26 protein-coding genes are annotated in these 25,062 nt (G+C 67.2%); 17 read left to right on the top strand and 9 right to left on the bottom strand.

The genetic code is table 11. The features are described from left to right. Nucleotides 1-150 precede the first annotated feature (150 nt). The 3 genes from ACFO0A_RS08705 to rpoD all read left to right on the top strand — a co-directional run bounded on the left by ACFO0A_RS08705 (nt 151) and on the right by rpoD (nt 4,597). Nucleotides 151-603, top strand: a complete 453-nt coding sequence (locus tag ACFO0A_RS08705; protein WP_379538618.1) for a GatB/YqeY domain-containing protein — start codon at nt 151-153, stop codon at nt 601-603. Nucleotides 604-723: 120 nt separating this feature from the next. After that, entirely contained in the window at nt 724-2,619 is a 1,896-nt protein-coding gene (gene dnaG / locus ACFO0A_RS08700) for a DNA primase (RefSeq protein WP_379538617.1), read from the top strand. Then, nucleotides 2,597-4,597, top strand: a complete 2,001-nt coding sequence (rpoD, locus tag ACFO0A_RS08695) for an RNA polymerase sigma factor RpoD (protein ID WP_379538616.1) — start codon at nt 2,597-2,599, stop codon at nt 4,595-4,597. The genes dnaG and rpoD overlap by 23 nt, the downstream gene beginning before the upstream one ends. 57 nt (nt 4,598-4,654) lie before the next feature. Here rpoD and ACFO0A_RS08690 read toward each other — a convergent pair whose 3' ends face one another. Continuing rightward, entirely contained in the window at nt 4,655-5,440 is a 786-nt protein-coding gene (locus tag ACFO0A_RS08690) for a transglutaminase-like cysteine peptidase (RefSeq protein WP_379538615.1), read from the bottom strand. 192 nt (nt 5,441-5,632) lie between these two features. Between ACFO0A_RS08690 and rpiB the strand changes: the two genes are divergently transcribed. From rpiB to ACFO0A_RS08655, 7 genes are all read left to right on the top strand, one after another. After that, nucleotides 5,633-6,100, top strand: coding sequence for a ribose 5-phosphate isomerase B (gene rpiB / locus ACFO0A_RS08685; protein WP_379538614.1), 468 nt, complete (start codon nt 5,633-5,635; stop codon nt 6,098-6,100). Continuing rightward, nucleotides 6,097-7,410 carry a serine hydroxymethyltransferase gene (gene glyA, locus ACFO0A_RS08680; protein WP_379538613.1) on the top strand — a complete coding sequence of 438 codons (1,314 nt, stop codon included), beginning with the start codon at nt 6,097-6,099 and terminating at the stop codon, nt 7,408-7,410. Before rpiB ends, glyA begins: the two co-directional genes overlap by 4 nt. 2 nt (nt 7,411-7,412) lie before the next feature. Beyond that, nucleotides 7,413-7,631 carry a hypothetical protein gene (locus ACFO0A_RS08675; RefSeq protein ID WP_379538612.1) on the top strand — a complete coding sequence of 73 codons (219 nt, stop codon included), beginning with the start codon at nt 7,413-7,415 and terminating at the stop codon, nt 7,629-7,631. Continuing rightward, the gene (nrdR, locus tag ACFO0A_RS08670) at nt 7,632-8,093 is read left to right on the top strand and encodes a transcriptional regulator NrdR (RefSeq protein ID WP_379538611.1); all 462 of its coding nucleotides are present in this window, start codon (nt 7,632-7,634) and stop codon (nt 8,091-8,093) included. It begins immediately after the preceding gene. A 4-nt stretch (nt 8,094-8,097) separates the two neighbouring features. Continuing rightward, nucleotides 8,098-8,814 carry an RNA methyltransferase gene (locus ACFO0A_RS08665; protein WP_379538610.1) on the top strand — a complete coding sequence of 239 codons (717 nt, stop codon included), beginning with the start codon at nt 8,098-8,100 and terminating at the stop codon, nt 8,812-8,814. Nucleotides 8,815-9,019: 205 nt separating this feature from the next. Further along, a complete protein-coding gene (gene rpsD, locus ACFO0A_RS08660) occupies nt 9,020-9,634 on the top strand; it encodes a 30S ribosomal protein S4 (protein ID WP_379538609.1) in 615 nt (204 codons plus the stop codon). Nucleotides 9,635-9,767: 133 nt separating this feature from the next. Further along, a complete protein-coding gene (locus ACFO0A_RS08655; protein ID WP_379538608.1) occupies nt 9,768-9,959 on the top strand; it encodes a hypothetical protein in 192 nt (63 codons plus the stop codon). A 106-nt stretch (nt 9,960-10,065) separates the two neighbouring features. On the opposite strand, the gene ACFO0A_RS08650 is transcribed toward ACFO0A_RS08655, so the two are convergent. Beyond that, nucleotides 10,066-11,571 carry a M28 family peptidase gene (locus tag ACFO0A_RS08650; RefSeq protein WP_379538607.1) on the bottom strand — a complete coding sequence of 502 codons (1,506 nt, stop codon included), beginning with the start codon at nt 11,569-11,571 and terminating at the stop codon, nt 10,066-10,068. Nucleotides 11,572-11,677: 106 nt separating this feature from the next. Next, nucleotides 11,678-12,463 carry a 3-hydroxybutyrate dehydrogenase gene (locus ACFO0A_RS08645; protein ID WP_379538606.1) on the bottom strand — a complete coding sequence of 262 codons (786 nt, stop codon included), beginning with the start codon at nt 12,461-12,463 and terminating at the stop codon, nt 11,678-11,680. Between the two features lie 108 nt (nt 12,464-12,571). Between ACFO0A_RS08645 and ypfJ the strand changes: the two genes are divergently transcribed. From ypfJ to ACFO0A_RS08630, 3 genes are all read left to right on the top strand, one after another. Beyond that, entirely contained in the window at nt 12,572-13,435 is an 864-nt protein-coding gene (gene ypfJ, locus ACFO0A_RS08640; RefSeq protein ID WP_379538605.1) for a KPN_02809 family neutral zinc metallopeptidase, read from the top strand. A 93-nt stretch (nt 13,436-13,528) separates the two neighbouring features. Next, nucleotides 13,529-14,188, top strand: coding sequence for a hypothetical protein (locus ACFO0A_RS08635; protein ID WP_379538604.1), 660 nt, complete (start codon nt 13,529-13,531; stop codon nt 14,186-14,188). 47 nt (nt 14,189-14,235) lie between these two features. After that, nucleotides 14,236-15,384, top strand: a complete 1,149-nt coding sequence (locus ACFO0A_RS08630) for an alpha-hydroxy acid oxidase (RefSeq protein WP_379538603.1) — start codon at nt 14,236-14,238, stop codon at nt 15,382-15,384. Here the strand turns inward: ACFO0A_RS08630 and creD are convergent. The 6 genes from creD to sdhC form a co-directional block, all read right to left on the bottom strand. Further along, the gene (creD, locus tag ACFO0A_RS08625) at nt 15,381-16,781 is read right to left on the bottom strand and encodes a cell envelope integrity protein CreD (RefSeq protein WP_379538602.1); all 1,401 of its coding nucleotides are present in this window, start codon (nt 16,779-16,781) and stop codon (nt 15,381-15,383) included. The genes ACFO0A_RS08630 and creD overlap by 4 nt on opposite strands. An 87-nt stretch (nt 16,782-16,868) precedes the next feature. Continuing rightward, the gene (locus tag ACFO0A_RS08620) at nt 16,869-18,446 is read right to left on the bottom strand and encodes a M56 family metallopeptidase (RefSeq protein WP_379538601.1); all 1,578 of its coding nucleotides are present in this window, start codon (nt 18,444-18,446) and stop codon (nt 16,869-16,871) included. Then, on the bottom strand, nt 18,443-18,847 hold the full coding sequence (locus tag ACFO0A_RS08615; RefSeq protein WP_379538600.1) for a BlaI/MecI/CopY family transcriptional regulator: 405 nt from the start codon (nt 18,845-18,847) through the stop codon (nt 18,443-18,445). Before ACFO0A_RS08615 ends, ACFO0A_RS08620 begins: the two co-directional genes overlap by 4 nt. Before the next feature lie 590 nt (nt 18,848-19,437). Next, nucleotides 19,438-21,279 (bottom strand): succinate dehydrogenase flavoprotein subunit, encoded by a 1,842-nt coding sequence (gene sdhA / locus ACFO0A_RS08610; RefSeq protein ID WP_379538599.1) that lies wholly within the window; start codon nt 21,277-21,279, stop codon nt 19,438-19,440. Nucleotide 21,280: 1 nt separating this feature from the next. Further along, nucleotides 21,281-21,664, bottom strand: coding sequence for a succinate dehydrogenase, hydrophobic membrane anchor protein (gene sdhD, locus ACFO0A_RS08605; RefSeq protein ID WP_379538598.1), 384 nt, complete (start codon nt 21,662-21,664; stop codon nt 21,281-21,283). Nucleotides 21,665-21,675: 11 nt separating this feature from the next. After that, nucleotides 21,676-22,116 (bottom strand): succinate dehydrogenase, cytochrome b556 subunit, encoded by a 441-nt coding sequence (gene sdhC, locus ACFO0A_RS08600; RefSeq protein ID WP_379538597.1) that lies wholly within the window; start codon nt 22,114-22,116, stop codon nt 21,676-21,678. Between the two features lie 199 nt (nt 22,117-22,315). Between sdhC and ACFO0A_RS08595 the strand changes: the two genes are divergently transcribed. From ACFO0A_RS08595 to ACFO0A_RS08580, 4 genes are read left to right on the top strand one after another with little or no spacing between them, the layout of a single operon-like run. Beyond that, nucleotides 22,316-23,062, top strand: a complete 747-nt coding sequence (locus tag ACFO0A_RS08595; RefSeq protein ID WP_379538596.1) for an SDR family NAD(P)-dependent oxidoreductase — start codon at nt 22,316-22,318, stop codon at nt 23,060-23,062. Next, the gene (locus tag ACFO0A_RS08590) at nt 23,059-23,970 is read left to right on the top strand and encodes a 50S ribosomal protein L11 methyltransferase (RefSeq protein WP_379538595.1); all 912 of its coding nucleotides are present in this window, start codon (nt 23,059-23,061) and stop codon (nt 23,968-23,970) included. The genes ACFO0A_RS08595 and ACFO0A_RS08590 overlap by 4 nt, the downstream gene beginning before the upstream one ends. Next, complete coding sequence (locus ACFO0A_RS08585; RefSeq protein ID WP_379538594.1) at nt 23,943-24,671, top strand: DUF2459 domain-containing protein; 729 nt, start codon at nt 23,943-23,945, stop codon at nt 24,669-24,671. The genes ACFO0A_RS08590 and ACFO0A_RS08585 overlap by 28 nt, the downstream gene beginning before the upstream one ends. A 40-nt stretch (nt 24,672-24,711) precedes the next feature. Further along, the gene (locus ACFO0A_RS08580) at nt 24,712-25,062 is read left to right on the top strand and encodes a hypothetical protein (RefSeq protein WP_379538593.1); all 351 of its coding nucleotides are present in this window, start codon (nt 24,712-24,714) and stop codon (nt 25,060-25,062) included.

Below are 25,062 nucleotides of genomic sequence, written 5' to 3'. Positions count from 1 at the left end.
CCGCTAGACCCCGGATACCGGGGGGTCAACCCCGCCGCCGCCTACCCACTAAGGATTTTTGCCGCTATCCCCTGTCGAGTGGTCGGGCAAGGCGCCCGGCTCAACGCCACATTCACGACAGGCATATTCTCGACAGGACGGGCACCCACGATGATTCGCGATGAGATAAAGTCCGCGCAGGTTGCGGCGATGAAGGCCGGCGACAAGCCCCGCACCGCGGCTATCCGGCTGATCATGGCCAAGCTGAAGGACCGTGATATCGAGTTGCGAACGGCGAGCCAGGTTCCGGACGACGATGCCGTCGTCGTCGAGGTGCTGCAGAAAATGGCCAAGCAGCGGCGCGAATCGATCGCGCTTTACCAGCAGGGCGGTCGCCAGGAACTCGCCGACGCGGAGCAGGCGGAACTCGCTGTGATCGAGGAATACCTGCCAAGCCAGATGGACGAGGCTGCGACCAACGCCGCGATTGCCGCGATCAAGGCCGAGCTTGGCGCCACCAGCGTCAAGGACATGGGCAAGGTGATGGCGGAACTGAAGGCTCGCCACGGCACCGAACTCGACATGAGCAAGGCCAGCGGGTTGGTTAAAGCCGCATTGGCCTGATTTTCGCGCTTTTGGGCGGGCGCAGGGTCGCGTGCGCTCCCCCAGCCATGCTATCCCGACTCACCCCAATGCCATGCGGGATTTGCCGCCCGCTTGCTCAAGGATCCGCCGCTTCTTCCGATGTTGCTTTCTCCCGCCTTTCTCGACGAACTCCGGTCGCGGATCTCGCTCTCGGCGGTCATCGGCAGGACCACCCGCCTGACCAAGGCCGGACGCGAATTCAAGGCATGCTGCCCGTTCCACAACGAGAAGTCGCCCAGTTTCACGGTCAATGACGAGAAGGGCTTCTATCACTGCTTCGGCTGCGGCGCGCACGGCGATGCGATCCGCTGGATGACCGACCAGCGCGGGCTGGCGTTCATGGACGCAGTAAAGGAGCTGGCTGCCGAAGCGAGGATGGATGTGCCTGCGGCCGACCCCCGCGCCGCTGCCCGGGCCGAACAGGCACAGACCCTGAGTGACGTCACGACGGCAGCGCAAACGTGGTTCGTTGCCTGCCTCGCGGCGCCGGAAGGCGCGGCCGCCCGCCGATATCTCGAAGGCCGGGGGTTTCCAGCCGATATCGTCGAGCGCTTCGGGTTCGGGTTCGCGCCCGACAGCCGGACCGCCATGAAAGACGCACTGCGCCAGATCCCGGGCGAATTGCTGGTCGAGGCCGGTCTGCGGATCAAAGTCGACGACAAGGAGCCTTACGACCGGTTTCGCGGCAGGCTGATGCTGCCGATCCGCAATCCTCGCGGGACAGTGATCGGCTTCGGCGGACGTATCCTCGATCCCGCCAAAACAGATGCGCCCAAGTATCTGAATTCGCCCGACACCCCCCTGTTCGACAAGGGACGAACGCTCTACAACCTCGACCGCGCCGGTCCGCTGGCGCGCAAGTCCGGGCGGCTCGTGGTGGTCGAAGGCTACATGGATGTCGTCGCGCTGGCCGCCGCGGGGATCGAGGAGGCGGTCGCGCCGCTAGGAACCGCGCTGACTGAGGCGCAGATTGAGCTGCTCTGGCGCGTTTGTGAAACGCCGGTGCTTTGCTTCGATGGGGATGCCGCCGGGCAGCGCGCGGCCAGGCGCGCGATCGTCCGCGCCCTGCCGCTCCTTCGCCCCGCGCACAGTCTCGCGATCGCGACGCTTCCGGCCGGGCTCGATCCCGACGACCTGATCAAGCAGCGCGGATCGGGTGCGATGCTCGCGCTACTGGGAGAGGCACGATCGCTGGTCGAAACGCTCTGGGACGCAGAGCGCACGGCCGCCCCCCTCGTCACGCCCGAGGACAAGGCAGGCTTGAAGGCGCGGCTGCTCGAACATGTGGCGACGATCCAGGACACCGACATCAAGGCCCTCTACCGCCGCGACCTCCTCGATCGATACGATGCGCTGGCATTCGCCCCTCGCCCATCGCGGACAGTAGACAAAACGTGGACAAAGGGCGCGCCGCAGCGTCCCTTCGCGGGGCCGCTTTCCCCGGCCAGCGCGGGGCGGCTTCGCGCGGCAAGCGGGAGCGAGGCGCAGGACACCCTGTTCGCGGCGGTAATCGCCGGCTTCATCCGGCATCCCTCGCTGCTTCCCCGTCACGGCGACGCGCTGGCGCGGATGCGCGCGCCAAACATGCGCCTCGCCACGCTGATCGAGGCGCTGCTCGAAGTATCCGACGGCGGCGCTCTGCTTGAACCGGGCGCGGTCGATACCATATTGGCCCAACGGCGGATTCCGCCCGTCGCACCGAGCGACTATGCAGGCAAGCGGTTCGCGTTTCTCGATCCCGCTGCGGACAGCGCCGCAGCGGCGGAAGAACTGGCCGCGGCGGTGGCGATGCTGGTCGAACGGCCGGCACTGCGCGAGGCGAAGGAAGCGGCGCTGGCACGATTTGTCGATGATCCCGAGGGAGCATCGGTCGAACTCAAGCGTTTGAACGAGAGAGAACTGGCGTTCGAACGGCGCTTGATGCAAAGGGCGACCGCGCGAGCGGGCAACGATCACGAATTGAACGGGCAAAATGGCGGCAACCGAAAAGACTGAAAGCGGCGATGCGCCGCTCATCGACCTCAACGAAGCCTCGATCAGGAAGCTGATCGCGCGCGCCAAGAGGCGCGGCGTGATCACTTACGACGAGCTCAACGAGGCCCTTCCGCAGGACCAGATGAACTCCGAGCAGATCGAAGACATCATGGCCGCGATCTCGGAAATGGGCGTCAACATCGTCGAGAGCGACGAGGATGCCGCCGAGGCGGAAGATCCCGCGGTTGACGAGATCGAGGATACTGACGGCGTGGGCGAGAAGCCCGCGCTGGAGAAGAAAAAGGAAACCGTCGAGCGCACCGACGATCCGGTGCGGATGTACCTGCGCGAGATGGGCGCGGTCGAGCTGCTCAGCCGCGAAGGTGAAATCGCCATCGCCAAGCGGATCGAAGCCGGGCGCGACACGATGATCCTGGGGCTGTGCGAAAGCCCCATAACCTTCCACGCCATCATCACCTGGTCAGAAGCGCTGAATGCCGGCGAGATGCAGTTGCGCGAGATCCTGGATCTCGACGCGATGCTGTCGAAGGAGCCCGCGCCCGAGAACCTCACCGAGGACGGCGAGGAAGACGACGATGCCGAAATCTCCGAGAAGACGGCCGGCCCCTCCTACAAGGAGGAAGAGGACGTCGAGGAAGAGCCCGAGGCCGACGAGGACGAGGATGGCGAGCCCCGGACCCGCCGCCCGGTCGAGGAAGAGGAAGAGGACAACACTCTCAGCCTCGCGCAGATGGAAGCGCAGCTCAAGCCCGAGGCGCTCGAGAAGTTCGCACTGATCACCTCGCTCTTCAAGAAGTTCGAGAAAATCCAGGGCGACCGGCTCGAGGCGCTGGGCGTGGGCAATCCGTTCCCCGCGGCCAAGGAGAAGCAGTACCAGTCGCTGCGCGAAGAGCTCACCGCACAGGTCGAGAGCGTGCAGTTCCACGCTTCGAAGATCGAATACCTGGTCGACAACCTCTATGCCTTCAACCGCCGCCTGACCGCGCTCGGCGGCCAGATGCTGCGCCTCGCCGAACGCCACAAGGTGCCACGCAAGGACTTCCTCGACAGCTATGTCGGGCGCGAGCTCGACGACGTCTGGCTGCAGGACATGGCCGGCAAGGACAAGAAGTGGAGCGCTTTTGCGCTGAACGAGGCCGATGCAGTCGAGCGCATCCGCGCCGAGATTGCCGACATCGCCTCGGCCACCGGCATGTCGCTGGGTGAATTCCGGCGGATCGTGAACATGGTCCAGAAGGGCGAGCGCGAGGCGCGCATCGCCAAGAAGGAAATGGTCGAGGCGAACCTGCGCCTCGTGATCTCGATCGCCAAGAAGTACACCAACCGCGGGTTGCAGTTCCTGGACCTCATTCAGGAAGGCAACATCGGGCTGATGAAGGCGGTCGACAAGTTCGAGTACCGCCGCGGCTACAAGTTCAGCACTTACGCCACCTGGTGGATCCGCCAGGCCATCACCCGCTCGATCGCCGATCAGGCACGCACGATCCGCATCCCGGTCCACATGATCGAGACGATCAACAAGCTGGTCCGCACCAGCCGCCAGTTCCTGCACGAGCAGGGCCGCGAGCCGACGCCGGAGGAAATGGCCGAGCGTCTTTCGATGCCGCTCGAAAAGGTTCGCAAGGTGATGAAGATCGCCAAGGAACCGATCAGCCTCGAGACGCCGATCGGCGACGAAGAGGATTCGCACCTCGGCGATTTCATCGAGGACAAGAACGCGATCATCCCGGTCGATGCCGCGATCCAGGCCAATCTCAAGGAAACGGTCACCCGGGTCCTTGCCAGCCTCACCCCGCGCGAGGAGCGCGTGCTGCGGATGCGCTTCGGCATCGGTATGAACACGGATCACACGCTCGAAGAAGTCGGCCAGCAGTTCTCGGTGACCCGCGAACGCATCCGCCAGATCGAGGCCAAGGCGCTGAGAAAACTCAAGCACCCGAGCCGCAGCCGCAAGATGCGCTCGTTTCTGGATCAGTAAGGAAAGGCCCCGCTTCGGCGGGGTTTTTCTTTGGCTGGAACAGCCAGGACCGTGGGTTCAGCGCATCGGCTTTCCGTAAGTCCACGCGAACGAGCCCGAGAAGCTCAGGATCGGGGTGTAATCGTCGACCTGCTCGGCGGTCAGCAGCCGGTCGGTCCGATTGTCGAGGACGTAGCGGCGGCCTTCGCGGCTGACCACGAGAACCGCGTGCTGATCGCCCTGCCGATCATGGAGAAGAACCAGGTACATGCTATCGGCGGGAATGCCGAGAGCGCCCAGCAACGCCATCTTGGCGAGCGCAAAGTCCTCGCAGTCGCCGTATCCGCGGGCCAGAGTGGTCGCGGCGCTGGCCCATTCGTCGGACGGATCGTTGCGATACCGGACGTGCCAGTTAACCCACTGATTGACCATGCCGATCGGGTTGCCGCCGGTTACCCGGTTGGCCTGCGCGACAAGTTCTTCCCACGGACCGGGATGCCCGGCGAGCGAGCTTTCGCGGGCATGTTCCCATTTGCGCAGCGCCGGCGAATAGCCGATCGGCAGGGCCATCATGTGAAAGAGGCTCGGCGCCGGCGGGCGGACCGGGGGCGGCGGTTCCGATGGAGCGCAGGCCAGGGCGTTGGGATCCGCAGGATCGGGCGGCAGGGTGAACGTCAGTCCCGATGTCGGCATCACCACAGCAGCGGCGGGCGCAGGGCAGACGAGCGGCGCGGGCTGCGGCAGCGACGGATCAGTGACTGACGGCGGCGCGCCCGGCGCCTGCCCTAGAGCAGCGGTCGAGGCACCGCAGGCGATTATCGCCAGCGCGGCTGCCACGAAGCCAGACAAGTGACCTGCCCTCATTATCTTTACGTCCCGATCCTGCGGCACGATGGCCGCAATCCCTCGGCTACGCAATCCGCGGAGGCAGGATCCGGCTCCATTCCAGCACCGCATGGCGCAAATGCGGTCCAAAGCCATATCATGTGGCCTTCCGCGCCCGTTCGCACTATGCGCGGGGGCCTACCCGAATCCACCAATCGAAACGGAGCCGCCTTGCGTATCGCGATCGCTTCCGACCATGCCGCCATCGAGCTGAAAGCCCTCCTGCGCGAGCACATGATCGAGCAGGGCCACGAGGTCGCCGACCTCGGGCCGGAAACCGCCGAGCGCGTCGACTATCCCGACTATGGTTACAAGCTGGCCTCGGTCGTGGCAGACGGAACTGCGGAATACGGGGTCGCCCTTTGCGGGTCCGGGATCGGCATCTCGATCGCCGTGAACCGCGAGGCCGCAGTGCGCTGCGCCCTCGTTTCCGAACCGCTTTCCGCCCGCCTCGCGCGCGAGCACAACGATGCCAACGTCATCGCGATGGGCGCGCGCCTGCTCGGCCCCGAAATGGCGGTGGCCTGCCTCGACACCTTCCTGTCCACAGCGTTTTCGGGCGGTCGCCACTGCGGCCGGGTGGACAAGCTCTCCCATCCCCCGCACCGCGCCGACAGCAACTCCGGAGTTTCCGCATGACCGCCACCCTCGAGGCCAATGCCCCGATCCGCACCGCCGGCTTCTTCACCGAGCATCTCGCCAGCGCGGACCCTGAAGTCCATACCGCGATTCGCGGCGAACTCGGACGCCAGCAGCACAAGATCGAGCTGATCGCGAGCGAGAACATCGCCAGTTTGGCCGTGCTCGAAGCGACCGGCTCGGTCTTCACCAACAAGTACGCCGAGGGCTACCCGGGCAAGCGCTACTACGGCGGCTGCGAATATGCCGACGTTGTCGAGACGCTGGCGATCGAGCGCGCCAAGCAATTGTTCGGCTGTGCCTTCGCCAACGTCCAGCCCAACTCGGGCAGCCAGATGAACCAGGCGGTATTCCTCGCCCTGCTCAACCCCGGCGACAGCTTCATGGGGCTCGACCTGAATGCCGGCGGCCACCTTACCCACGGCTCGCCCGTGAATATGAGCGGCAAGTGGTTCAAGCCGATCCCCTACGGCGTGCGCAAGGATGACGAGCTGCTCGACATGGACGCGGTCGCCGCCATCGCGCGCGAGCACCGGCCCAAGCTGATCATCGCGGGGGGCACCGCCTATTCCCGCACCTGGGACTTCGCTCGTTTCCGCGAGATCGCCGACGAGGTCGGTGCGTGGCTGATGGTCGACATGTCGCACTTTTCGGGCCTCGTCGCCGGCGGCGCGCATCCCAGCCCGTTCCCCCATGCCCACGTCGTCACGACGACCACACACAAGTCGCTGCGCGGGCCGCGCTCGGGCGTGATCCTGACCAACGACGAGGATCTGGCCAAGAAGTTCAACAGCGCGGTGTTCCCCGGCCTTCAGGGCGGGCCGCTGGTCCACGTCATCGCCGCGAAAGCCGTTGCCTTCGGCGAGGCGCTGAAGCCCGAGTTCAAGGCCTATGCGAGCCAGATCGTCGCCAACTCGCGCGCGCTGGCGGCCAGTCTCTCCCAGCACGGTCTGCGGATCGTCTCGGGCGGGAGCGACAACCACCTGATGCTGGTCGACCTCACTGCGCGCGACGTGACCGGCAAGGCGGCCGAAAAGGGCCTCGATCGTGCCTGGCTCACCTGCAACAAGAACGGCATCCCGTTCGACACCCGCTCTCCCTTCGTCACTTCTGGTATCCGCCTCGGCACTCCGGCGGGGACGACCCGCGGGTTTCGCGAAGAAGAGTTTGCCGAGATCGGCCGCCTGATTTCCGAAGTGGTTGACGGACTTGCTCACAACGGCGTAGCCGGCGACGCACAGATCGAGGAACGCGTGCGCGGCCAGGTCGCCGACCTGTGCGCACGCTTTCCCATTTACCCGGAGCTTTGAACATGACTGGCCCCAATGATCCCGACCGCGATCTCGTTGCCGATGCCAAGGCCGAAATCGCCGGCATGGCCAAGGAAGGCCTCGCCCACCCGTCGACCAAGCCGGTCCTGACCGGCGCGGCGATTGGCGCCGTGGCGGGCGCTCTCCTGCCTGTCGTGTCCTTGCCGATGGGGCTGATCGCCGGTGCGGGCTACGCTTTCTACCGGCGCCTGCAGCGGTAGATGCGCTGCCCGTTCTGCGCGCATGACGACAGCCAGGTAAAGGACAGCCGGCCGACAGAGGACAACACCTCGATCCGTCGGCGGCGCCAGTGCGAGAGCTGCGGCGCCCGCTTCACTACCTTCGAACGGGTCCAGCTGCGCGAATTGACCGTGGTGAAAAGCGGCGAGAAGCGCGAGCCCTTCGACCGCGAGAAGATCGAGACCAGCGTCGCCCTCGCGACCCGCAAGCGCGGGATCGACCAGGAACGTCTGGACCAGCTCGTCTCAGGCATCGTCCGCCAGGTCGAGACGATGGGCGAAAGCGAGATCCGCGCGCAGGCGATCGGCGAAATGGTGATGGACGGACTGCGCCAGCTTGATTCGGTCGCCTACATTCGCTTCGCCAGCGTCTATCGCGACTTTTCCGAGGCGCGGGACTTCGAGGAATTCGCCAGCTCGGTACGGGACATTGGCGGGAGCTGAGTTCGTGTCCCCTGCCCCGGTCATCGTCCTCGTTCGTCCCCAGCTTGGCGAGAACATCGGCAAGGCGGCGCGCGCGATGCTCAACTTCGGACTGACCGAACTGCGCCTCGTCTCCCCGCGCGACGGTTGGCCCAATCCTTCGGCCGGACCGGCCGCGGCGGGCGCCGACCTGGTGCTGGAGCGTGCCCAAGTCTTCGCCTCCCTGGCCCAAGCGGTTCACGATTGCCCGCGGGTCTATGCCACCACCGTCCGCAAGCGCGGCGTGAGCAAGCCGGTTGTCGATCCGGCGGCGGCGGCCGCTGCGATCCGTAGCGCACCGGCGCGCAGCGCAATCGTGTTCGGGCCGGAGCGCGCCGGCCTCGAAACCGAGGACGTGGCCCTGGCGCGCACCATAATCACCGTGCCGATCAATCCCGAGTTCGGCTCGCTCAATCTGGCTCAGGCGGTGATTCTGTGCGCTTACGAGTGGTCGAAGGGTGAAGCGCTGGCCCAGCCTCCGGCCGAGGACCTGCTTCCCCCTGCCCCGCAAGAGGAACTGGAGGGCATGATCGCGCAGATCGAGGGGATGCTCGAGCCGCGCGACTATTTCACGCCGCACAGCCGCGCGACCGCGACGCGCCTGACCTTGCGCAACATGCTGACCAAGCCGGGCTGGAACAGTCTCGAGGTGCGCACTTTCCGCGGGGTGCTGAGCGCGCTCAACCGCACGCCGCGTCGCTGAGGATCACGCCAAGCTTGACTTTCCGCGGCCCGCCCGCCATGGGCGCGCCTTCGCAATTGGCCCCGCACCCCGGTGAAGCGGCGGCCGCATCCAGCATCTGGCTGGATGGTGCGGCTCCGGGTTCGAACAACGGGCGGTTCAACGCCTGTGCCACACCTCCGGCTGGGGCTTGCCCCGGCGGGCAGCAAATTGAAAGGAACGCGCCGTGTCAAAGCGCAATTCGTCGAAGTACAAGCTCGATCGCCGCATGGGCGAGAACATCTGGGGCCGTCCCAAGAGCTCGGTCAACCGCCGCAGCTACGGTCCCGGCCAGCACGGCCAGCGCCGCAAGAGCAAGATCTCCGACTTCGGTGTTCAGCTCCGCGCCAAGCAGAAGCTCAAGGGCTACTACGGCGACGTCACCGAGAAGCAGTTCAAGCGCACCTATGCCGAAGCCAGCCGGATGAAGGGCGATACTGGCCAGAACCTGATCGGCCTGCTCGAGCAGCGCCTCGACATGGTGGTCTATCGCGCCAAGTTCGCCCCGACGATCTTCGCCGCTCGCCAGATCGTCAGCCACGGCCACATTCAGGTCAACGGCGTGAAGTGCAACATCGCCAGCCGCCGCGTGATGCCGGGCGACGTCCTCAGCCTGGGTACCAAGGCCAAGGAAATGGCGCTGATCATCGAGGCGCAGTCGCTCCCCGAGCGCGAGATTCCCGACTATGTTTCGGCCGACGGTACCGACAAGGTCACCTACGTCCGCGTTCCGACGCTCGACGAGGTCCCCTACCCGGTGAAGATGGAGCCGAACCTGGTCGTCGAATTCTATTCGCGCTGATCGTTCGGCACAAACCGAGACAAGTAGGCGGCCTTTCGGGGCCGCCTTTTTTGTTGCGACAAACCGTTCGACGATGCGCAAAAAGTAAAACTTTGTCGCAAGACCAGTCCGTTGCGGAACCGCCGGCGCGCTGGTGAATTATCGCGAAACCATGACAGTCTTTCGCTTCGTTACACCCCACCGCCGCGGCAAGTGGTACCCCGATCTCAAGCTCGCCCAGCGCTTTGCAAATGCGATCGGAGCGGGCTTCTGGGAGAAGCGAAGCGGGCGCTTCTACCAGTATCCCGGCACTCGCCTGGAAACCGCCAACGTCCCCGACGTGTAAGGAACCACGCCGCGCTAACGCGCCTTGGCAGGAAACTTCTTGGCGTCGGCGAACCAGCGCACCATCGCGATGTGGAAGCCCCCGACGTGTAAGGAACCACGCCGCGCTAACGCGCCTTGGCAGGAAACTTCTTGGCGTCCGCGAACCAGCGCACCATCGCGATGTGGAAGCCGACGTCATCGGCCGCGCCGCCCAGTTCAAGCCCGGGTCCTGCCTGGTCCGAAGGGCGATGGTACGTGTCTTCCATGAATTTCTCGAGGCGGACCGGATCCGAGTAGCTGCTGCTGACCATCACGGTCGGAATATCGTGGCGCAGCAATGCCCAGCCGTCCTGCCGCCGCAGGAAGCTGTCGGCCACCGGGTTGCCCTCCACCGTGCGCTTCAGCGACTTGGCCAGCCGCAGGATATCCGCGTCGAGGCCGGTCTTGCCGTGGCCGACGATCGCCAGCGGCCGGCCGGCGGGGGCCAGCGCATCGCTGTCGACATTAAACGCGGCGACGATCTGATCGAGCGGCAGCGGCGGGTTCTCGGCGAATGCCTCGGCGCCGAGCAGACCCAGTTCCTCCGCCGTGGTCGCAAGCAGATAGACATCGCGATCGAGCGGCTTTCCGCGAGCGAGAGCGCGCGCGACTTCGGTGATCACCGCGAGGCCGCTGGCATTGTCGACCGCGCCATTGCAGATCAGGTCCTCGGCCGGCGGCGCCGCGCAGGTCCCGAAGTGGTCCCAGTGGGCAACCAGCAGCACCGCCCCTTTGGCGGGTTGGCGGCCAGGAAGCTTGCCGATGAGATTATGCGTGTTGATTCGCGTCTCGCGGGTCGTCGCCTCCAGCGTCGCGTTCACCCCCAACGGACGGGGCACGAAGCCTGCCGCATCGGCGGAGCGGGCAAGGTCGGCAAGGGGCGCACCTAAGACGCGGGCGGCGATGGCGGGGCTCATGAACCCTTCGAGGTCTCCCCCCACAGAATCTTCGGCCAGCGCATAACCCGCGCGGTGGCGGCGTGCGGCAACATCCTCAAGCGTGCGCGGACCGTCGAGCACCGTGAGCACGGCCGCCGCCCCGCCTGCCAGAAGCGCGCTCTGCCGATCTTCCCCCGCCGCGGCCGCGGCGCCGTTCGGCCCGTCGAGAAGGACCGCGATCCTTCCGGCGAGTTCGGTCCGGGTAGGCAGTGGCCCATCGGCCCGGCCCACGAAAAGAAGCGGGGCGTTCTCGACCAGGTTGCGGGCCCCAGAGGTCAGGATGAGGATTCCGTCCTGCGTCGCCGTCAGCCTGCGGCGGCCCCGCTCGAAACTGGCGAACGACTTGTCGGGCACCCGCTCGACCACCCGCACCGGCGCGAACCAGGCGTTGCCCGGATCGTTGGTGCCGGAGACGAGCCCCATTTCGAACCACTCCTTGGCGAGGTAGCGCAGCGTCTTCTGCTCGCCTTCGGTGCCGGGTTCGCGCCCGCCGAAATCGTCGCTGGCGAGGATCGAGATATGATCCCGCAACGCGGCTTCGACCGATGGCGATGCCTTGCCTGCCGCGCCGCCTGCGGGAAGCGAAACGGAGACCACGGCGAGGCCCAGGGCAAGCAATGCTCTGCGCAGACCCACCTTGACCAAATCCCCCACTCGCTTCGCCGCTGAACCGTTACGCTTCATCGCATAAACGGCACATGAGCAAAAGCGCGCTGGGCGACCTATGTTCCCCGCCCGCCCTCGGTCCGTCGCAAATCTCTCACTCGGCGGTCCAGCCCCCGTCCATGCTGAGGTTCGCGCCGGTCACGTTGGCGGCCTCGTCGCGGCACAGGAACACCGCCAGCGCGGCAACCTGTTCGGGCGTCACGAATTTCTTGGTCGGCTGCTTGGCGAGGAGAACGTCGTTCATCACCTGCTCGCGGGTCATGCCGCGGGCCTTCATGGTGTCCGGGATCTGCCCCTCGACCAGCGGGGTCCATACATAGCCGGGGCTGATGCAGTTGGCGGTCACGCCGCTCGTGGCCAGCTCAAGCGCGATCGTCTTCGTCAGGCCCGCAATGCCGTGCTTGGCCGCGACATAGGCCGACTTGAACGGCGAGGCGGTGAGCGAGTGCGCCGAGGCGGTCGAGATGATCCGACCCCATCCCTTGGCCTTCATGTGCGGGATCGTAAGGCGCGCGGCATCGAACGCGGCGGTGAGGTTGAGCGCGATGATCGCGTCCCACTTGTCCACGGGAAATTCCTCGACCGGGGCGACGTGCTGCATCCCGGCATTGTTGATGAGGATGTCGACCCCGCCGAAAGTGTGGACCCCGGTGGCGACGAGCGCCTCCACCCCGTCGCGACGCATCAGGTCGGCGTCGGAATATACCGCTTTCGCACCACTTTGCGCCGCAAGCTCGGCGCACAGCGCGTCGATCTGGTCGCGGTCGCCGAAGCCGTTGATGACCAGCCCCGCACCCTCGGCGGCGAGCGCGCGGGCGTAGGCCAGACCGATCCCGGAGGTTGAGCCGGTGACGATGGCGGATTTTCCACTGAGGAACATTCGAAAGCTCCGGGTTTTGTGTCAGGAAGGTCCCACGCCTGTTGCGAGACGGCGCGGTCTTGTCCAGTTCCAAGTTCGCGCCAGGCGGCGCCAAAGGGGGAGGGTGTTATGCGGCTCGACGATTTCGATCCCAACAGCGTGAATGTCGAGGATCAGCGCGGCAGCGGCTTCAGCATCGGCGGCACCGGCGGCCGGGTCGGCTGCGGCGGCATCGTGATTGCGCTGATCGCCGCGCTCGTCTTTGGGGTCGATCCCTCGCAGATGCTCGGGACGATGGCCGGCAGCGATTCCGGTCAGGTCACGACGCAGGGCGGAACCAACGCCAGCGAGAGCTGCAACGTCGACCAGTTCAGCAAGGAAAGCTGCAATTCGCTGTCCTCGCTCAACAAGACCTGGGCCCCGCTGTTTCAGCAGGCAAACATCCCGTTCACTCCGCCCAAGCTGGTGTTCTATTCGCAGATGGGCCGTTCGGGCTGCGGCACCGCGCAGAGCGCGATGGGGCCGTTCTATTGCCCCAACGACCAGGGCATCTACCTCGATACCGACTTCTACACCGAGATGGACAAGCGGCTTGGTGCCAGCGGCGATTTCGCCCGCAACTACGTGATCGCGCACGAATACGGCCACCACATCCAGGCGCTGACCGGCCTTGCCGAACAGATTCAGAGCGCGCAGGCGCAGAATCCCAGCCAGGCGAACCAGCTTCAGGTGGCGATGGAACTTCGGGCGGACTGCTATGCAGGCGTCTGGGCATCGCGCAACAAGGACAAGATCGAGGCCGGCGATCTCGAGGAAGGCCTGAACGCCGCCCATTCCATCGGCGACGACGTCCTGATGGAGCAAGCCGGGCGCCGTCCGGTCGAGGCTGCGTTCACGCACGGCTCGGCCGAACAGCGCATGCAGTGGCTGCGCAAAGGCATCGAAACCGGCGACGAGGATCAGTGCGACACCTTCGCGGCGTTCAAACGCTGAACCGGCGGAGGCGCGGGAACCGGGGCGGCCGTGCTGCGTAATCGCTGGCAAGGCAGCGGCAGAACGCCGCGCCGGCAATTCGGGGCGCGACGCATGCATCGACTTCAAGGGCCGCTGATGGCTGCCGCCGCATTAATTTCAGGCGTGGCAGCCACGACCCCCGCCCTCGCCCAGACCGCAGTCGATCCGGCCAACGTTCGCGCCGAGGACGTCGCGCTCAGCCCGCTGTCCGACATGAACATCGTCAAGAAGGGAATCCCCGTCGTCCTGTCCTCGGCGATCAGCGATCCCTACTCGCTCAACGGGATCGCGACCTGTGCCGGCCTCACGACCGCCATCGTCGATCTCGACGTGGCGCTGGGCGACGACATCGACGTGGCTACCGGCAAGACCCGGGGCGAAACGATGGGCAACAGTGCGGGCGCCATTGCCAAGTCGCTGATCGGCAGCTTCATCCCCTTTCGCGGGGTGATCCGCGAGGTGACCGGCGCCAATGCTCACCAGAAGGCCTGGGATCGCGCGCTTTATGCAGGGTCGGTGCGCCGGGCATTCCTGAAGGGCGTGGGCAAGCAGCGCGGCTGCGCTTACCCTGCCAGCCCCGCGACGCCCCAGGTCATTGCCGCGCTGCGGGCACCGACACCCAAGGTGGAGCATACAAAAGGCGAAGCGGTCGCCGTCCCCGCTCCCGTACTCGCCGCCGGCCCCACCTACACCGCCACGCCAGTCGTCCAGACCATCGCTTCGCGGCGCTGACGAAAGCGGACTTCAACGCGCGGGCATAATCGCGTAGCGCGCATCGGATGCGCCTGACCGATTGCCACAACATCGACGATTTCCGCCGCCTTGCGAAAGCGCGGCTACCGTGGCCGGTCTTCGACTACATCGACGGCGCCGCCGACGACGAGCAGACCCGCATCCGCAACACCGCCGCCTATGGCGACGTCGACCTCGTGCCGGACGTGCTCGCCGGGGTGGCCGAGATCGACACCTCGTGCACGATCATGGGGCGCCGAAGCGCGCTGCCGCTGATGCTGTCGCCGACCGCTCTTCAGCGCGTGTTCCACTGGCAGGGCGAACGAGCCGTGGCGCGCGCCGCGGAGAAGTTCGGGGTGTGGTTCGGCATTTCCAGCCTGGCGACCGTCAGCATCGAGGAAATCGCTGCGTTGACCAAGGGCCCCAAGCTGTTCCAGCTTTACGTCCACAAGGACAAGGGCCTCAACCGCTCGATGATCGAGCGCTGCCAGGCCGCGAAATTCGACGCCATCGCGCTTACCGTGGACACGATCGTCTCGGGCAAGCGCGAGCGCTGCCTGCGCAGCGGCTTCACCTCGCCGCCGCGCTTCACCCCCAACTCGGCGCTAAGCTATGCGATCAAGCCGCGCTGGGCCCTGGACTATGTCCTGCGCGAGAAGTTCAGCCTGCCCCACCTCGACGGTCACGTTTCAGAGGGCACCGGCAAGGCGGTCTCGATCCAGGAATACTTCAATACGATGCTCGACCAGTCGATGGACTGGGATACCGCCGCCTCGATCCGTCAGGAATGGGGCGGCACCTTCTGCCTGAAGGGCGTGATGAGCGCGGCCGACGCGCGCCGCGCGGTCGAGATCGGGGCCGACGCGATCATGATATCGAACCACGGAGGCCGCCAGCTCGATGGCAGCCGCGCGCCCTTCGACCAACTGGCCGAGATCGTCGACGCCGTGGGCGGCGCGATCGAGATCATCTGCGACGGCGGGATCCGCCGCGGCACGCATGTGCTCAAGGCACTCGCCACGGGGGCAACCGCCGCGTCGGGTGGCCGGCTATACCTCTATGCGCTCGCGGCCGCTGGCCAGGCGGGGGTCGAACGCGCTCTGACCATCCTGAGCGAGGAGATCGTGCGCGCGATGAAGCTCATGGGCGTCCACTCGGTCGGCGAACTCAACCGCGAGCGTCTGCGCCGCCGCTAGGCCGCCGGGGCCGGATCGGTCCCCGGCTTGCCGATGGCCGACCAGTCGATCCGCCGGGTGGCGAACATCACCCCTGCCAGCGCCGCGAACAGCAGCAGCGATCCGATCAGGAGCGACCACGCCTCGAGGTTCAGCAGGACATAGAGCAGCGCGTAGAGCCCGACGAGCAGCGCGCCGATGAACCGCGCCCGCGCCCACGTCCCCAGCACCGCCGCGCTGTAGGCCGTCAGCAGCCCGATGATCGCCGCGCTGGCGAGGAGGTAGGCCGGCGTGAAGCCGATCACTTCGGCAAAGGCGAGCAGCAGCACGAAGAACAGTACGAGTCCCGCACCGGTCAGCAGGTATTCCGCCGCCGCGACCCGCGCGCCGCCGACAATGTCGAACATCAGGAAGGCGAGGAAGGTAAAGCCGATGAACAGGAAACCATACTTCACCGCCCGATTGACCTGCGCGTAGAGGTTCACGGGTTCGATCAGGTCGACGCTCATCGCCGCGCTCGGCCCGCGATCGCCGCCGCCGATCGCGACCGGAGACGTGGCATATTCGTCGCCGAGAAGCTGCGGCGGTCCGGGATCGTCGGACAACACCGGCGCCTGACCGAGGGCAAGGTTGGTCACCGCGTAGTCGGCAGAGAAGCCGCTTCCCGCGACCGATTTGGTATCGGGCAGAAAGCTGCCGCCGAAGCTCGGGCTGGGCCAGGTCGAGCGGACCTGCCAGCGGGTGTGCGCGCCGCGCGGCACCAGCGCGAGCGAGCGGCTGCCGCGCAGGCCATAATTGTAGGCTACGTCGAGCGGGGCCGTGCCGTCCCAGGTCACAAAAGCGAAGAACCCGGCATTGCCGCTGGCGGCGAGGCCCTTGCCCGGCTGGAGTGGCACAGGCGTGCCCGCGACCACGACCTTGCTGCCGCCGCGCAGGCCGCGCGCGTCTGACACGCCAAAGCGCACCTCGGCGCGGTTCATTTCCAACGATTCGCGCGCGATGCCGTAGCGGGGGAGATCGGCAGGCAGCGCAAAGCGCGCCGTGCCCGAAATCGCTGCGTCGTAGAGCACGCTGGCATAGATCGACTTGCGCCGGATCTCGGGCTGCATCTGGGTCGTCGCGCGATGTTCGACAGGGGCGACGAACAGCTCGCGTTCCACCTCGACGGTCCGTGCGACGCGCTGGCCGTTCTGCTCCTCGGTGTTGGTCTGCGTGGTCTTGTAGGGGATCACGAGCACCGGCCCGGAAACGACCTGCGGCCCGCCCCAGCCCTGGGTGATGCTGGCCTGCGCGGTCTGCGACTGGCCCTGGCGGTCCCACACCAGCGCGAAGACCATCAGCAGCGGGATCGCCAGCGCCAGGCCGATGAGGCAGGCAAACAGCAGCTTGGCGCCTGGCGAGCGTTCCCGAACGATCATGCATTCCCCCTCACAAACGGCAATGGCGGCAAGAGTCGCCCCTCGCCGCCAGCGCTGTCAACTGCCGCTCGTCGAACGATTGGGGGTTCAGCCCTCCTTCTCGAGCCGGGCGATGCTTTCGTCGAGCTGGCGCAGCACTTCGGCGCGCACGCTGTCGGGCAGGTTGGCCTTGGCGCTCATCCGCTCGCGCGCGCGGCGCACGGCGGCCAGCGCCTGGGCCTTGCCCTCGCCTGGCTTGCCGCAGATCAGGACGCGGGTCCTGTCCTTGCTGGTCTTCCCGCCTTCGTCGACCGTGGCGTCCGCCATCGCGTCGGCGAGGGTCGATGCCTCGCAGCGCCCGCGGTCGATCGCCAGCGCCATCGCGCCGGGTGCGCCGTCGCCGTGCATCACGATCCGGCGGATCTCGCGCTTGTCGCTCGGCACGGCGGGCGGCATTGGAGGCTCGGGCGGCATCGGCGGAGCGATCGGGTTGGCTTCGATCTCGGCGACCTTGGCGGCAAACTCGGCATCGCTCAGCGGCCTGGAGGTGACGATCCGGATGGTCTTGTCGCCGTGCTTCATCTCGCGCGAGAATTTGGCGTCCTTGTCATGTCCGGCGTGGTCGACTCCGACATGCTCGATGATAACTTGCTCGATCCGGCGCGGTGCGGCGGGCGCGGGCGGAGCGGTCACGCTTGCGGGCGGGGAGAGCGGCACGGGCGGCACGGGCGGCGCGTCCTGGCTGGCATAGCTGATCGTCGCGGTCAGCGGCAGCGCGAGCACGCCCGCGGCGATGAAGCCCCACCGGCCCAACCTGCGGCGACGGGGTGAAATCTCGGTCATCGTCAGGCTCCTCAAACGGTGGATTATCGATTTGTCGCCCAAGACAGGACAGGCCATCGGCGCGGCCAGCGTGGTCGGCGCTGCGCCTCGCCCGGCGCAGGCAAACGAGGCGATCACGCGGGCGTAGCGGGCACGGGTGGCAAGATCGCGACCCCGCATCGCGCGGGCATCGCATGCCGCTTCCTGATCGCGGCGCATCGCTTCCCACGCGGCCCAGGCCAGCGGGTTGAACCAGTGCAGCGCGAGCAGCGGCTGCGCGGCGAAATTGGCGAGCAAATCGTGCCCGCGATGGTGGGCAAGCTCGTGCTCGAGCGCCAGCGCGCGGTCGACGAGATGCCCGGTGATGAGGAATTCGGGCGGCAGCGCCACCACCTTGTCACGCCAGCCGAAGGCGACCGGCGCGGCGACGCCCGGCGTTTCCACGATCCGCACCCCATCGCGCTTGTCGACAAGCCGCGCGTCGGCCAGCAGGTCGCGGCGCATCGCGTGATAGCCACGCCAGCGCATCCACAGAAACAGCGCCGCGCCCCCCAGCCACACCATGATCAGCAGCGCCTGCAGGCTGGGCCAGTAGCTTGCGGCTTCAGCCGCGGCGCTGCCGCCCGTGGCGTCGATGACCATCGTGGCCGATGACGTCACGGTGGACGCGGCCTCCACAGGAGACTGCGGCGCGAACGCCGCGGGCAGGACGATGGGCGGCAGCACGAAGCGCACAAGCGGCAGCGCCCACAGCGCGTAAGCGAAGCCGGGGCCGAACAGTCGGGCGACCGGGCGGCGCAGGACAAGAACGACCGCGATCATCGCGGCGGTTACCCACAGGGTCTGGACGATCCAGGCGATCATGCGCGGTCTCCCCGGTCCTTGAGCGTGGCGAGCAGCGCCTCGATCTCGGCGATGTCGGCCTCGTCGAGCGCTTCGGCCTCGGCGAGATGGGCGAACAGCGGGGCGGCGCGGCCGCCGAAGAGGCGATCGACGAGACGGCGCGATTCGCCCTCGACATAGTCGGTGCGGGCGATCGCCGGGCTATAGAGGAACCTGCGGCCATCGGCCTCGGTAGTCACCGCGCGCTTCGCAGCCAGGCGCGAGAGCAACGTCTTGACCGTGGCAAGGCCCCAACCCCGTTCCTCGACCGCTTCGGCGACCTCGGTGGCGGACAGCGGGGCCTGTTGCCACAGCGCTTCCATCACCGCGTGTTCGGCATCGCTGATCCGTTCGGGTGCCTGCGCTTCTTCCGCATCGGCCACAGCCAGTCTCCCTCAACGCTTACAGGTGTAGTCGACTACGACTGTAAACATGAAGCCCGGATGAACGAGCCTGAATGGAAGAAAAGCTTGAGGGCGAGCGCCATCGCCCGCTGGCGAGGCCGGGTTTTGCCGGGTGAAAACACGGAAACGCGCGACCGGCGCGGCGCCTGCCAAAGGCGCCGGCGGGGGCGATCGTGCAACGCTTGCGAACGGCCGGGGAAGGCAGCAATCCAGCCCGGCTCGACCTTGTCATGACAACGGCCAAGCGACCGGGCGAGGCTCGCAAACGAACTGGCCGCTCCCGCGGCTGATCCGCCGCGCCACTGGCGGCCACCGGGGCGGCCGCTGCATCCTTTGTCGACGGCTGGCGCTTGGGTACCTGGCCGGGGCTTGGTTGTCGCCCGAAGTGCCTGCGCCCGCGCCGGTCGCGCCGCGGCCCTCTCCGACGAAAGGCCCGCGTGAGGAGCGGATGGCCGGTGCGGCCATGCGCATGACCACCCGCGACCTGCCGTTTCCGATGGCGCGGGCAATTAACCTAATTGGTTCGCTTTGTCAAGTCCAGGCGGGCAGAGACGCGCCGTGACTCGCGCTTAGTACACCCGCTTCTTGGGCTTGATGTACGCGACATCGTCGGTGAGCGTGTATTCGTGGACCGGGCGGTAGTCGATCTTGACCCCGCCGCCCTTGCCGCCCCAACCATCGAACCATGCGGCGGTGTGCTTCATCCAGTTGGCATCGTCGCGCTCGGGGAAATCCTCGTGCGCGTGGGCACCGCGGCTTTCCCTGCGGTTCGACGCGCCGTGGATGGTCACGGTCGCCTGGCTGATGAGGTTGTCGAGCTCGAGCGTTTCGATCAGGTCGGAATTCCAGATCAGGCTGCGGTCCGAGACGTGGATGTCCTCCATCCGCTTGTAGGTCGCGGCGAGCTGGGCCTTGCCCTCGTCGAGCAGTTCGTCGTTGCGGAAGACCGCGCAGTGCTTCTGCATGTTCTTCTGCATCTCGACCCGCACTTGCGCGGTGGGCGAACCACCCTTGGCATTGCGGAAGTGGTCGAGCCGGGTGAGCGCGAGATCGGCGCTGTCCTTGGGCAACGCGGCATGCGCGCTGCCGGGCTTGATCAGTTCCTTGAGGCGATGGCCGGTCGCACGGCCGAACACGACGAGGTCGATCAGCGAGTTCGAGCCGAGTCGGTTCGCTCCGTGGACCGAAACGCAGGCCGCCTCGCCCACCGCAAACAGGCCCGGCACCACGGTTTCGGGGTTACCGTCGGCGCCGATGGTCATCACCTCGCCGTGGTAGTTCGTGGGGATGCCGCCCATGTTATAGTGCACTGTCGGGGTGACCGGCAGCGGCTGGCGGGTCAGGTCGACGCCGGCGAAGATCTTGCCGCTTTCGGTGATGCCGGGCAGGCGTTCGGCCAGAACCTTGGGATCGATGTGGTCGAGGTGCAGGAAGATGTGGTCCTTTTCCGGGCCCACGCCGCGCCCTTCGCGCATCTCCAGCGCCATCGAACGGCTGACCACGTCGCGGCTGGCGAGATCCTTGGCCGAGGGGGCGTAGCGTTCCATGAACCGCTCGCCTTCCGAATTGGTCAGGTATCCGCCCTCGCCCCGCGCGCCCTCGGTGATGAGCACGCCCGCGCCGTAGATCCCGGTGGGGTGGAACTGGACGAATTCCATGTCCTGCAGCGGCAGGCCCGCGCGCAGCACCATCCCGCCGCCGTCGCCAGTGCAGGTGTGGGCGCTCGTCGCGGTATAGTAGCAGCGGCCGTAGCCGCCGGTCGCCAGGACCACGGCATGGCTCTTGAAGCGGTGGATGGAGCCGTCGTCCATGCACATGGCGATCACGCCGCGGCACTGGCCGTTCTCCATGATCAGGTCGATCGCGAAGTATTCGATGAAGAAGTCGGCGTCGTACTTCAGGCTCTGCTGGTAGAGCGCGTGAAGCATCGCATGGCCGGTACGGTCGGCCGCGGCGCAGGTGCGCTGCACCGGCGGGCCTTCGCCCATGTTCTGCATGTGCCCGCCGAAAGGCCGCTGGTAGATCGTGCCCTCGGGATTGCGGCTGAACGGCACACCGGCATGTTCCAGCTCGTAAACCGCCTGCGGCGCCTCGCGGACCATGTATTCGATCGCGTCCTGGTCGCCGAGCCAGTCCGATCCCTTGACGGTATCGAACATGTGCCAGGTCCAGTGATCCGGGCTGTTGTTGCCCAAGCTGGCGGCGATCCCGCCCTGCGCCGCGACGGTATGGCTGCGGGTGGGGAAAACCTTGGTGATGCAGGCGGTCTTGAGGCCGCTTTCGGCGCTGCCCATCGTGGCGCGCAGCCCCGATCCGCCCGCACCGACGACGACGGTGTCATAGGTGTGGTCGACGATCTTGTAGGCCGGCTGGACCGAGCCCGAGGTCGCGTTGCTGGGGGTCGTGGCCATGTCAGGCGCCTCCCAGCGCGATGCGAAGGACGGAAATGACGCCGAACACGGCGCCGGCCAGCGGCAGCGCGTTGAGCAGCGCCATCACCGCGAACTTGTTGCCATCGGTATGGACGTAATCCTCGGCCATCACCTGGACTCCCAGGCGCGCGTGCCAGAAGGTGCTGACGATCAGCAGAATCATCGCCGTGGCAGGCAGCGGCCGCGCGAGCCAGGTCTGGATCGTGGTATAGTCGTACGACGGCATCAGCGCGAGGCTGACCACAAGCCAGACCACCAGCACGACGTTGCCGATCGCGGTGTAGCGCTGGAGCAGCCAGTGGCCCGCGCCGTGCTTCGACGAGCCGAGGCCGCGGACGCGGCCGATCGAGGTTCCGTTACCCATCGTCCAGTCCTTCAGCGCAGCAGGATCGTGGCCCAGAACAGCGCGGTGAGCGCGATCGCGATCACCGGGACTGCCCACGACCAGGCATTGTTCGTGTCAAGTTCGTAGCCCGCGCCAAGATCGAGCACGAAGTGGCGCAGGCCCGAGCACAAGTGCTCGAAAAACGCCCAGCTCAGACCCACGAGCGCGATCTTGCCGAGGATGTTGGCGATGGTGTGCGCGGCATCTGCCTCGGCCGCGTGCCAGACCCAGCCGGTGAAGCTGGCATAGGCCTCGGGGCCGCTCGCCAGCGCGCCCAGCCACCACAGCAGCAGCGGCAGCCCGACGAACGCCATCGCATTGCCCGACACCCGGTGGAGGATCGACACGGCCATCGCCGGGCCCCACCGCCAGATCGAGAGATGCGGCGACAGCGGGCGACCGCTTGCCGCGCCATGTCCTGCCTGTGCCATGTCTTGGCCCCCTTGCCTGCGCGTGTGGTTCGTATCTCGGCGAGCCCTCCCGCCGCGCGGCGGTGAGCCCTGCCCGGCTATTAATCGCTATTCGACCGGGTGCAAGCCGCTGGGGGATGGTTTTCTTCACGCGCTGCTCCGCGCTGCCCGGCCCGAACCGCCATTGCCCCGCCCGCGCCCCCTCGCCTAAGGCTGGATGATGAGCAGCGCGCAACCCATCGCCCCAGCCCCCGTCGTTCTCGTCACCGGCAGCACCCGCGGCATCGGCGCCGCGATCGTCACCGCACTCGACGCGCGCGGCGCGCGGGTGATCGGCCACGGCAGCAGCGCGCGCGCCGGAGCGATCGGCGCCGACCTCGCCGATCCCGGCGCCCCGCAGGCGCTGTGGACCGCCGCGCTCGACGCCGCCGAGGAATTCGGCGAGCGGCGGATCGATGTCCTCGTCAACAACGCCGGCCTGTTCTCGGCCAACCCCATCGCCGGCTCCGACATAGCCTGGCTCGACGGATGGGAGGACACATTGCGCATCAACCTGACCGCCGCGGCGCAGCTTTCGCGCTTCGCGGTCAAGGCCTGGCTGGAAGACGGGCGCGGCGGCCGCCTCGTCAACGTCGCCAGCCGCGCCGCCTATCGCGGGGATTCGCCCGATCACTGGCACTATGCCGCCGCCAAGGCGGGGATGGTGGCGATGACCAAGACCATCGCGCGCGGTTATGCCGGCCAGGGCGTGCTGGCCTACGCGATCTGCCCCGGCTTCACCGACACCGCGATGGCTGGCGACTATCTTTCAAGCAGAGGCGGCCCGGGTTTGCTGGCCGACATCCCGCTGGGACGCGTCGCCCTGCCGGCCGAGATCGCGACCATCGCAGTGTTCTGCGCGCTCGACGCGCCGCCGAGCATGACAGGCGCGGTGATCGACGCCAACGGCGCCAGCTTCGTACGATGAGCGAGAGTTGGAAGGTCACCGCTCTCGCCCCGCGCGAGATCGTCACCGCGGCGCTCCTCGCGCATGAGGAAGTGCCCGACTGGGACGGCGACATCGTGATCGGCGGCAGCGAGCTGGCCGAGGACCGGCCGGACGAGTGGCGACTCGAAGCCTGGCTACCGCGCAAGCCGCGCAAGGTGGACCTGAAGGCCATCACCGCGCTGTTCGGCAACGAAGCGCCGACGCTGACGAGCGAGCGCCTCCCCGATGCCGATTGGGTGACGTTGAGCCAGCAGGGACTCGAGCCGATCCGAGAAGGCCGCTTCCACGTCCACACGCCCGACCGCGTTCCGGTGAACGAGCCGGGGGTGCGCGACTTCGTTATTCCAGCGAGCCGGGCGTTCGGCACCGGCCAGCACGCGACCACCGCCGGATGCCTCGCCATGCTTGCCGCCATGAAGGCGCGCGGCACGGTCGTCCGCAACCTTGCCGACATCGGCACCGGCACCGGGCTGCTGGCCTTCGCCGCGATGGATCTGTGGCCACGCGCGCTGGCCACGGCGAGCGACATCGACGCGGTCTGCGCGCCGGTGGTGCTCGAAAATGCCGAGGCCAACGGCATCGCGCTGGGCGGCGGGCCGGGCGCGCTGACGATGGTCGTCGCGCCCGGGCTCGATCACCCGCTGATCGCGGCGCGCGGTCCTTACGACCTCGTCATCGCCAACATCCTCGCCGGGCCGCTAGTCGAACTGGCGCCCGCCTTCGCCGCTGCGCTGGTGCCGGGCGGACACCTCGTGCTGGCGGGGCTGTTGACCACGCAGGAGCCTGCCGTGCGCCGCGCCTGCCGGGCAAGCGGCCTGCGCCTCGCCGCGCGGATGGAACGCGGCGACTGGTCGATCCTGTGGCTCCGGCGACGCGCCGCCCGCTGATCCGCCGCGCCGAGCGGGTGCTTGCCTTGCTGGCGCTGGCCATCGCGCTTTATCCGCTGGCCGGCTGGATCGGCTCGTCGCTGCCCGCCGCCCGTCGCGCCTTACCGCCCGCCTCTGCCGACGCGGTCGAGATCATGGTCGAGCGCAACCCGATCCATACCGGGATCGTCGTTCCGCTCGTCAGCGACGACATGGACTGGCGGCCGGTGTTCCCGGCAAGCGACCTTCGCGATCCCGATCGCCCTTACACGCATCTCGCCATCGCCTGGGGCGAGCGGCGGCTGTTTCTCGAAACCCCCACATGGGCGGACCTTCGCTTCGCGACCGTACTCAACATCGTGGCGGGCGGCGGGCGCGGGCTGCTTCACGTCGCGCACTACGTCCGCCCGGCGCCTGGGGAGGACATGCGCCCGCTGCGGATCACTCGCGCCCAATACCGCATCCTCGTGAGGCACATCCTGGCGATGCGCGGCGAAGGCGGGCGCAAGTATCCCGGCTATGGCAACGATGACGCGTTCTACGACGCGCGGGGCCACTATACCCTGCTGCGCACCTGCAACACCTGGACCGGCAAGACGCTGGCGGCCGCGGGCGTGCCGATGGGACGGTGGACTCCGTTCGCCGGCGGGGTGATGAAGTGGATCGACGAACCCGCGCCCTCACCGGCTCCGGAACCGGTTGCGGGTTCCGCTGTTCCCTGACTGGACGCGTGCCCGCGGGGCGCGAGAAGGAGCGCAAGCCATGACCCGATTTCCGCTTTTCGCCGCCATCGCGCTGGGTGCGCTGAGCCTTGCCGGCTGCTCCGAGCAGACCAAGGATTCGGCCCAGAAGACCCTCGATTCGGCCAAGGAGGACGCGCGGGCCAATGCCGATGTCGTGGTCCACGACAAGGCCAAGGAAGCCGGCGCAGTGGTCGGCAAGGCGGTCGAATCGGCGATTTCGGATACCGCGACCGAGGCTGCGCGCGCCGTGAACAGTGCCGCCGAAGACGTGCATCGCGAGGTTGCCGAGCGGCGCGCAAAGCGCCTCGAGTACCCGACGCCGACCCCCACCGTGACGGTCACGGTCACGCCGACGCCGCAGGCCCGCTAG

The organism is Novosphingobium tardum, from assembly GCF_042652045.1.
GTDB classification, from domain to species: domain Bacteria; phylum Pseudomonadota; class Alphaproteobacteria; order Sphingomonadales; family Sphingomonadaceae; genus Novosphingobium; species Novosphingobium tardum.
The sequence above is the reverse complement of the archived record's forward strand: the minus strand, read 5'-3'. Positions and strand labels throughout refer to the sequence as shown.

Coding starts and splice junctions, on each gene's coding strand:
- creD (WP_379538602.1), bottom strand. CDS start 16,781: ATGATCGTTCGGGAACGCTCGCCAGGCGCCAAGCTGCTGTTTGCCTGC.
- rpoD (WP_379538616.1), top strand. CDS start 2,597: ATGGCGGCAACCGAAAAGACTGAAAGCGGCGATGCGCCGCTCATCGAC.
- ACFO0A_RS08580 (WP_379538593.1), top strand. CDS start 24,712: ATGACCCGATTTCCGCTTTTCGCCGCCATCGCGCTGGGTGCGCTGAGC.
- ACFO0A_RS08675 (WP_379538612.1), top strand. CDS start 7,413: ATGACTGGCCCCAATGATCCCGACCGCGATCTCGTTGCCGATGCCAAG.
- ACFO0A_RS08630 (WP_379538603.1), top strand. CDS start 14,236: ATGCGCCTGACCGATTGCCACAACATCGACGATTTCCGCCGCCTTGCG.
- ACFO0A_RS08635 (WP_379538604.1), top strand. CDS start 13,529: ATGCATCGACTTCAAGGGCCGCTGATGGCTGCCGCCGCATTAATTTCA.
- dnaG (WP_379538617.1), top strand. CDS start 724: ATGTTGCTTTCTCCCGCCTTTCTCGACGAACTCCGGTCGCGGATCTCG.
- ACFO0A_RS08705 (WP_379538618.1), top strand. CDS start 151: ATGATTCGCGATGAGATAAAGTCCGCGCAGGTTGCGGCGATGAAGGCC.
- ACFO0A_RS08595 (WP_379538596.1), top strand. CDS start 22,316: ATGAGCAGCGCGCAACCCATCGCCCCAGCCCCCGTCGTTCTCGTCACC.
- ACFO0A_RS08690 (WP_379538615.1), bottom strand. CDS start 5,440: ATGAGGGCAGGTCACTTGTCTGGCTTCGTGGCAGCCGCGCTGGCGATA.
- ACFO0A_RS08645 (WP_379538606.1), bottom strand. CDS start 12,463: ATGTTCCTCAGTGGAAAATCCGCCATCGTCACCGGCTCAACCTCCGGG.
- sdhC (WP_379538597.1), bottom strand. CDS start 22,116: ATGGCACAGGCAGGACATGGCGCGGCAAGCGGTCGCCCGCTGTCGCCG.
- glyA (WP_379538613.1), top strand. CDS start 6,097: ATGACCGCCACCCTCGAGGCCAATGCCCCGATCCGCACCGCCGGCTTC.
- sdhA (WP_379538599.1), bottom strand. CDS start 21,279: ATGGCCACGACCCCCAGCAACGCGACCTCGGGCTCGGTCCAGCCGGCC.
- sdhD (WP_379538598.1), bottom strand. CDS start 21,664: ATGGGTAACGGAACCTCGATCGGCCGCGTCCGCGGCCTCGGCTCGTCG.
- ypfJ (WP_379538605.1), top strand. CDS start 12,572: ATGCGGCTCGACGATTTCGATCCCAACAGCGTGAATGTCGAGGATCAG.
- ACFO0A_RS08620 (WP_379538601.1), bottom strand. CDS start 18,446: ATGATCGCCTGGATCGTCCAGACCCTGTGGGTAACCGCCGCGATGATC.
- ACFO0A_RS08590 (WP_379538595.1), top strand. CDS start 23,059: ATGAGCGAGAGTTGGAAGGTCACCGCTCTCGCCCCGCGCGAGATCGTC.
- nrdR (WP_379538611.1), top strand. CDS start 7,632: ATGCGCTGCCCGTTCTGCGCGCATGACGACAGCCAGGTAAAGGACAGC.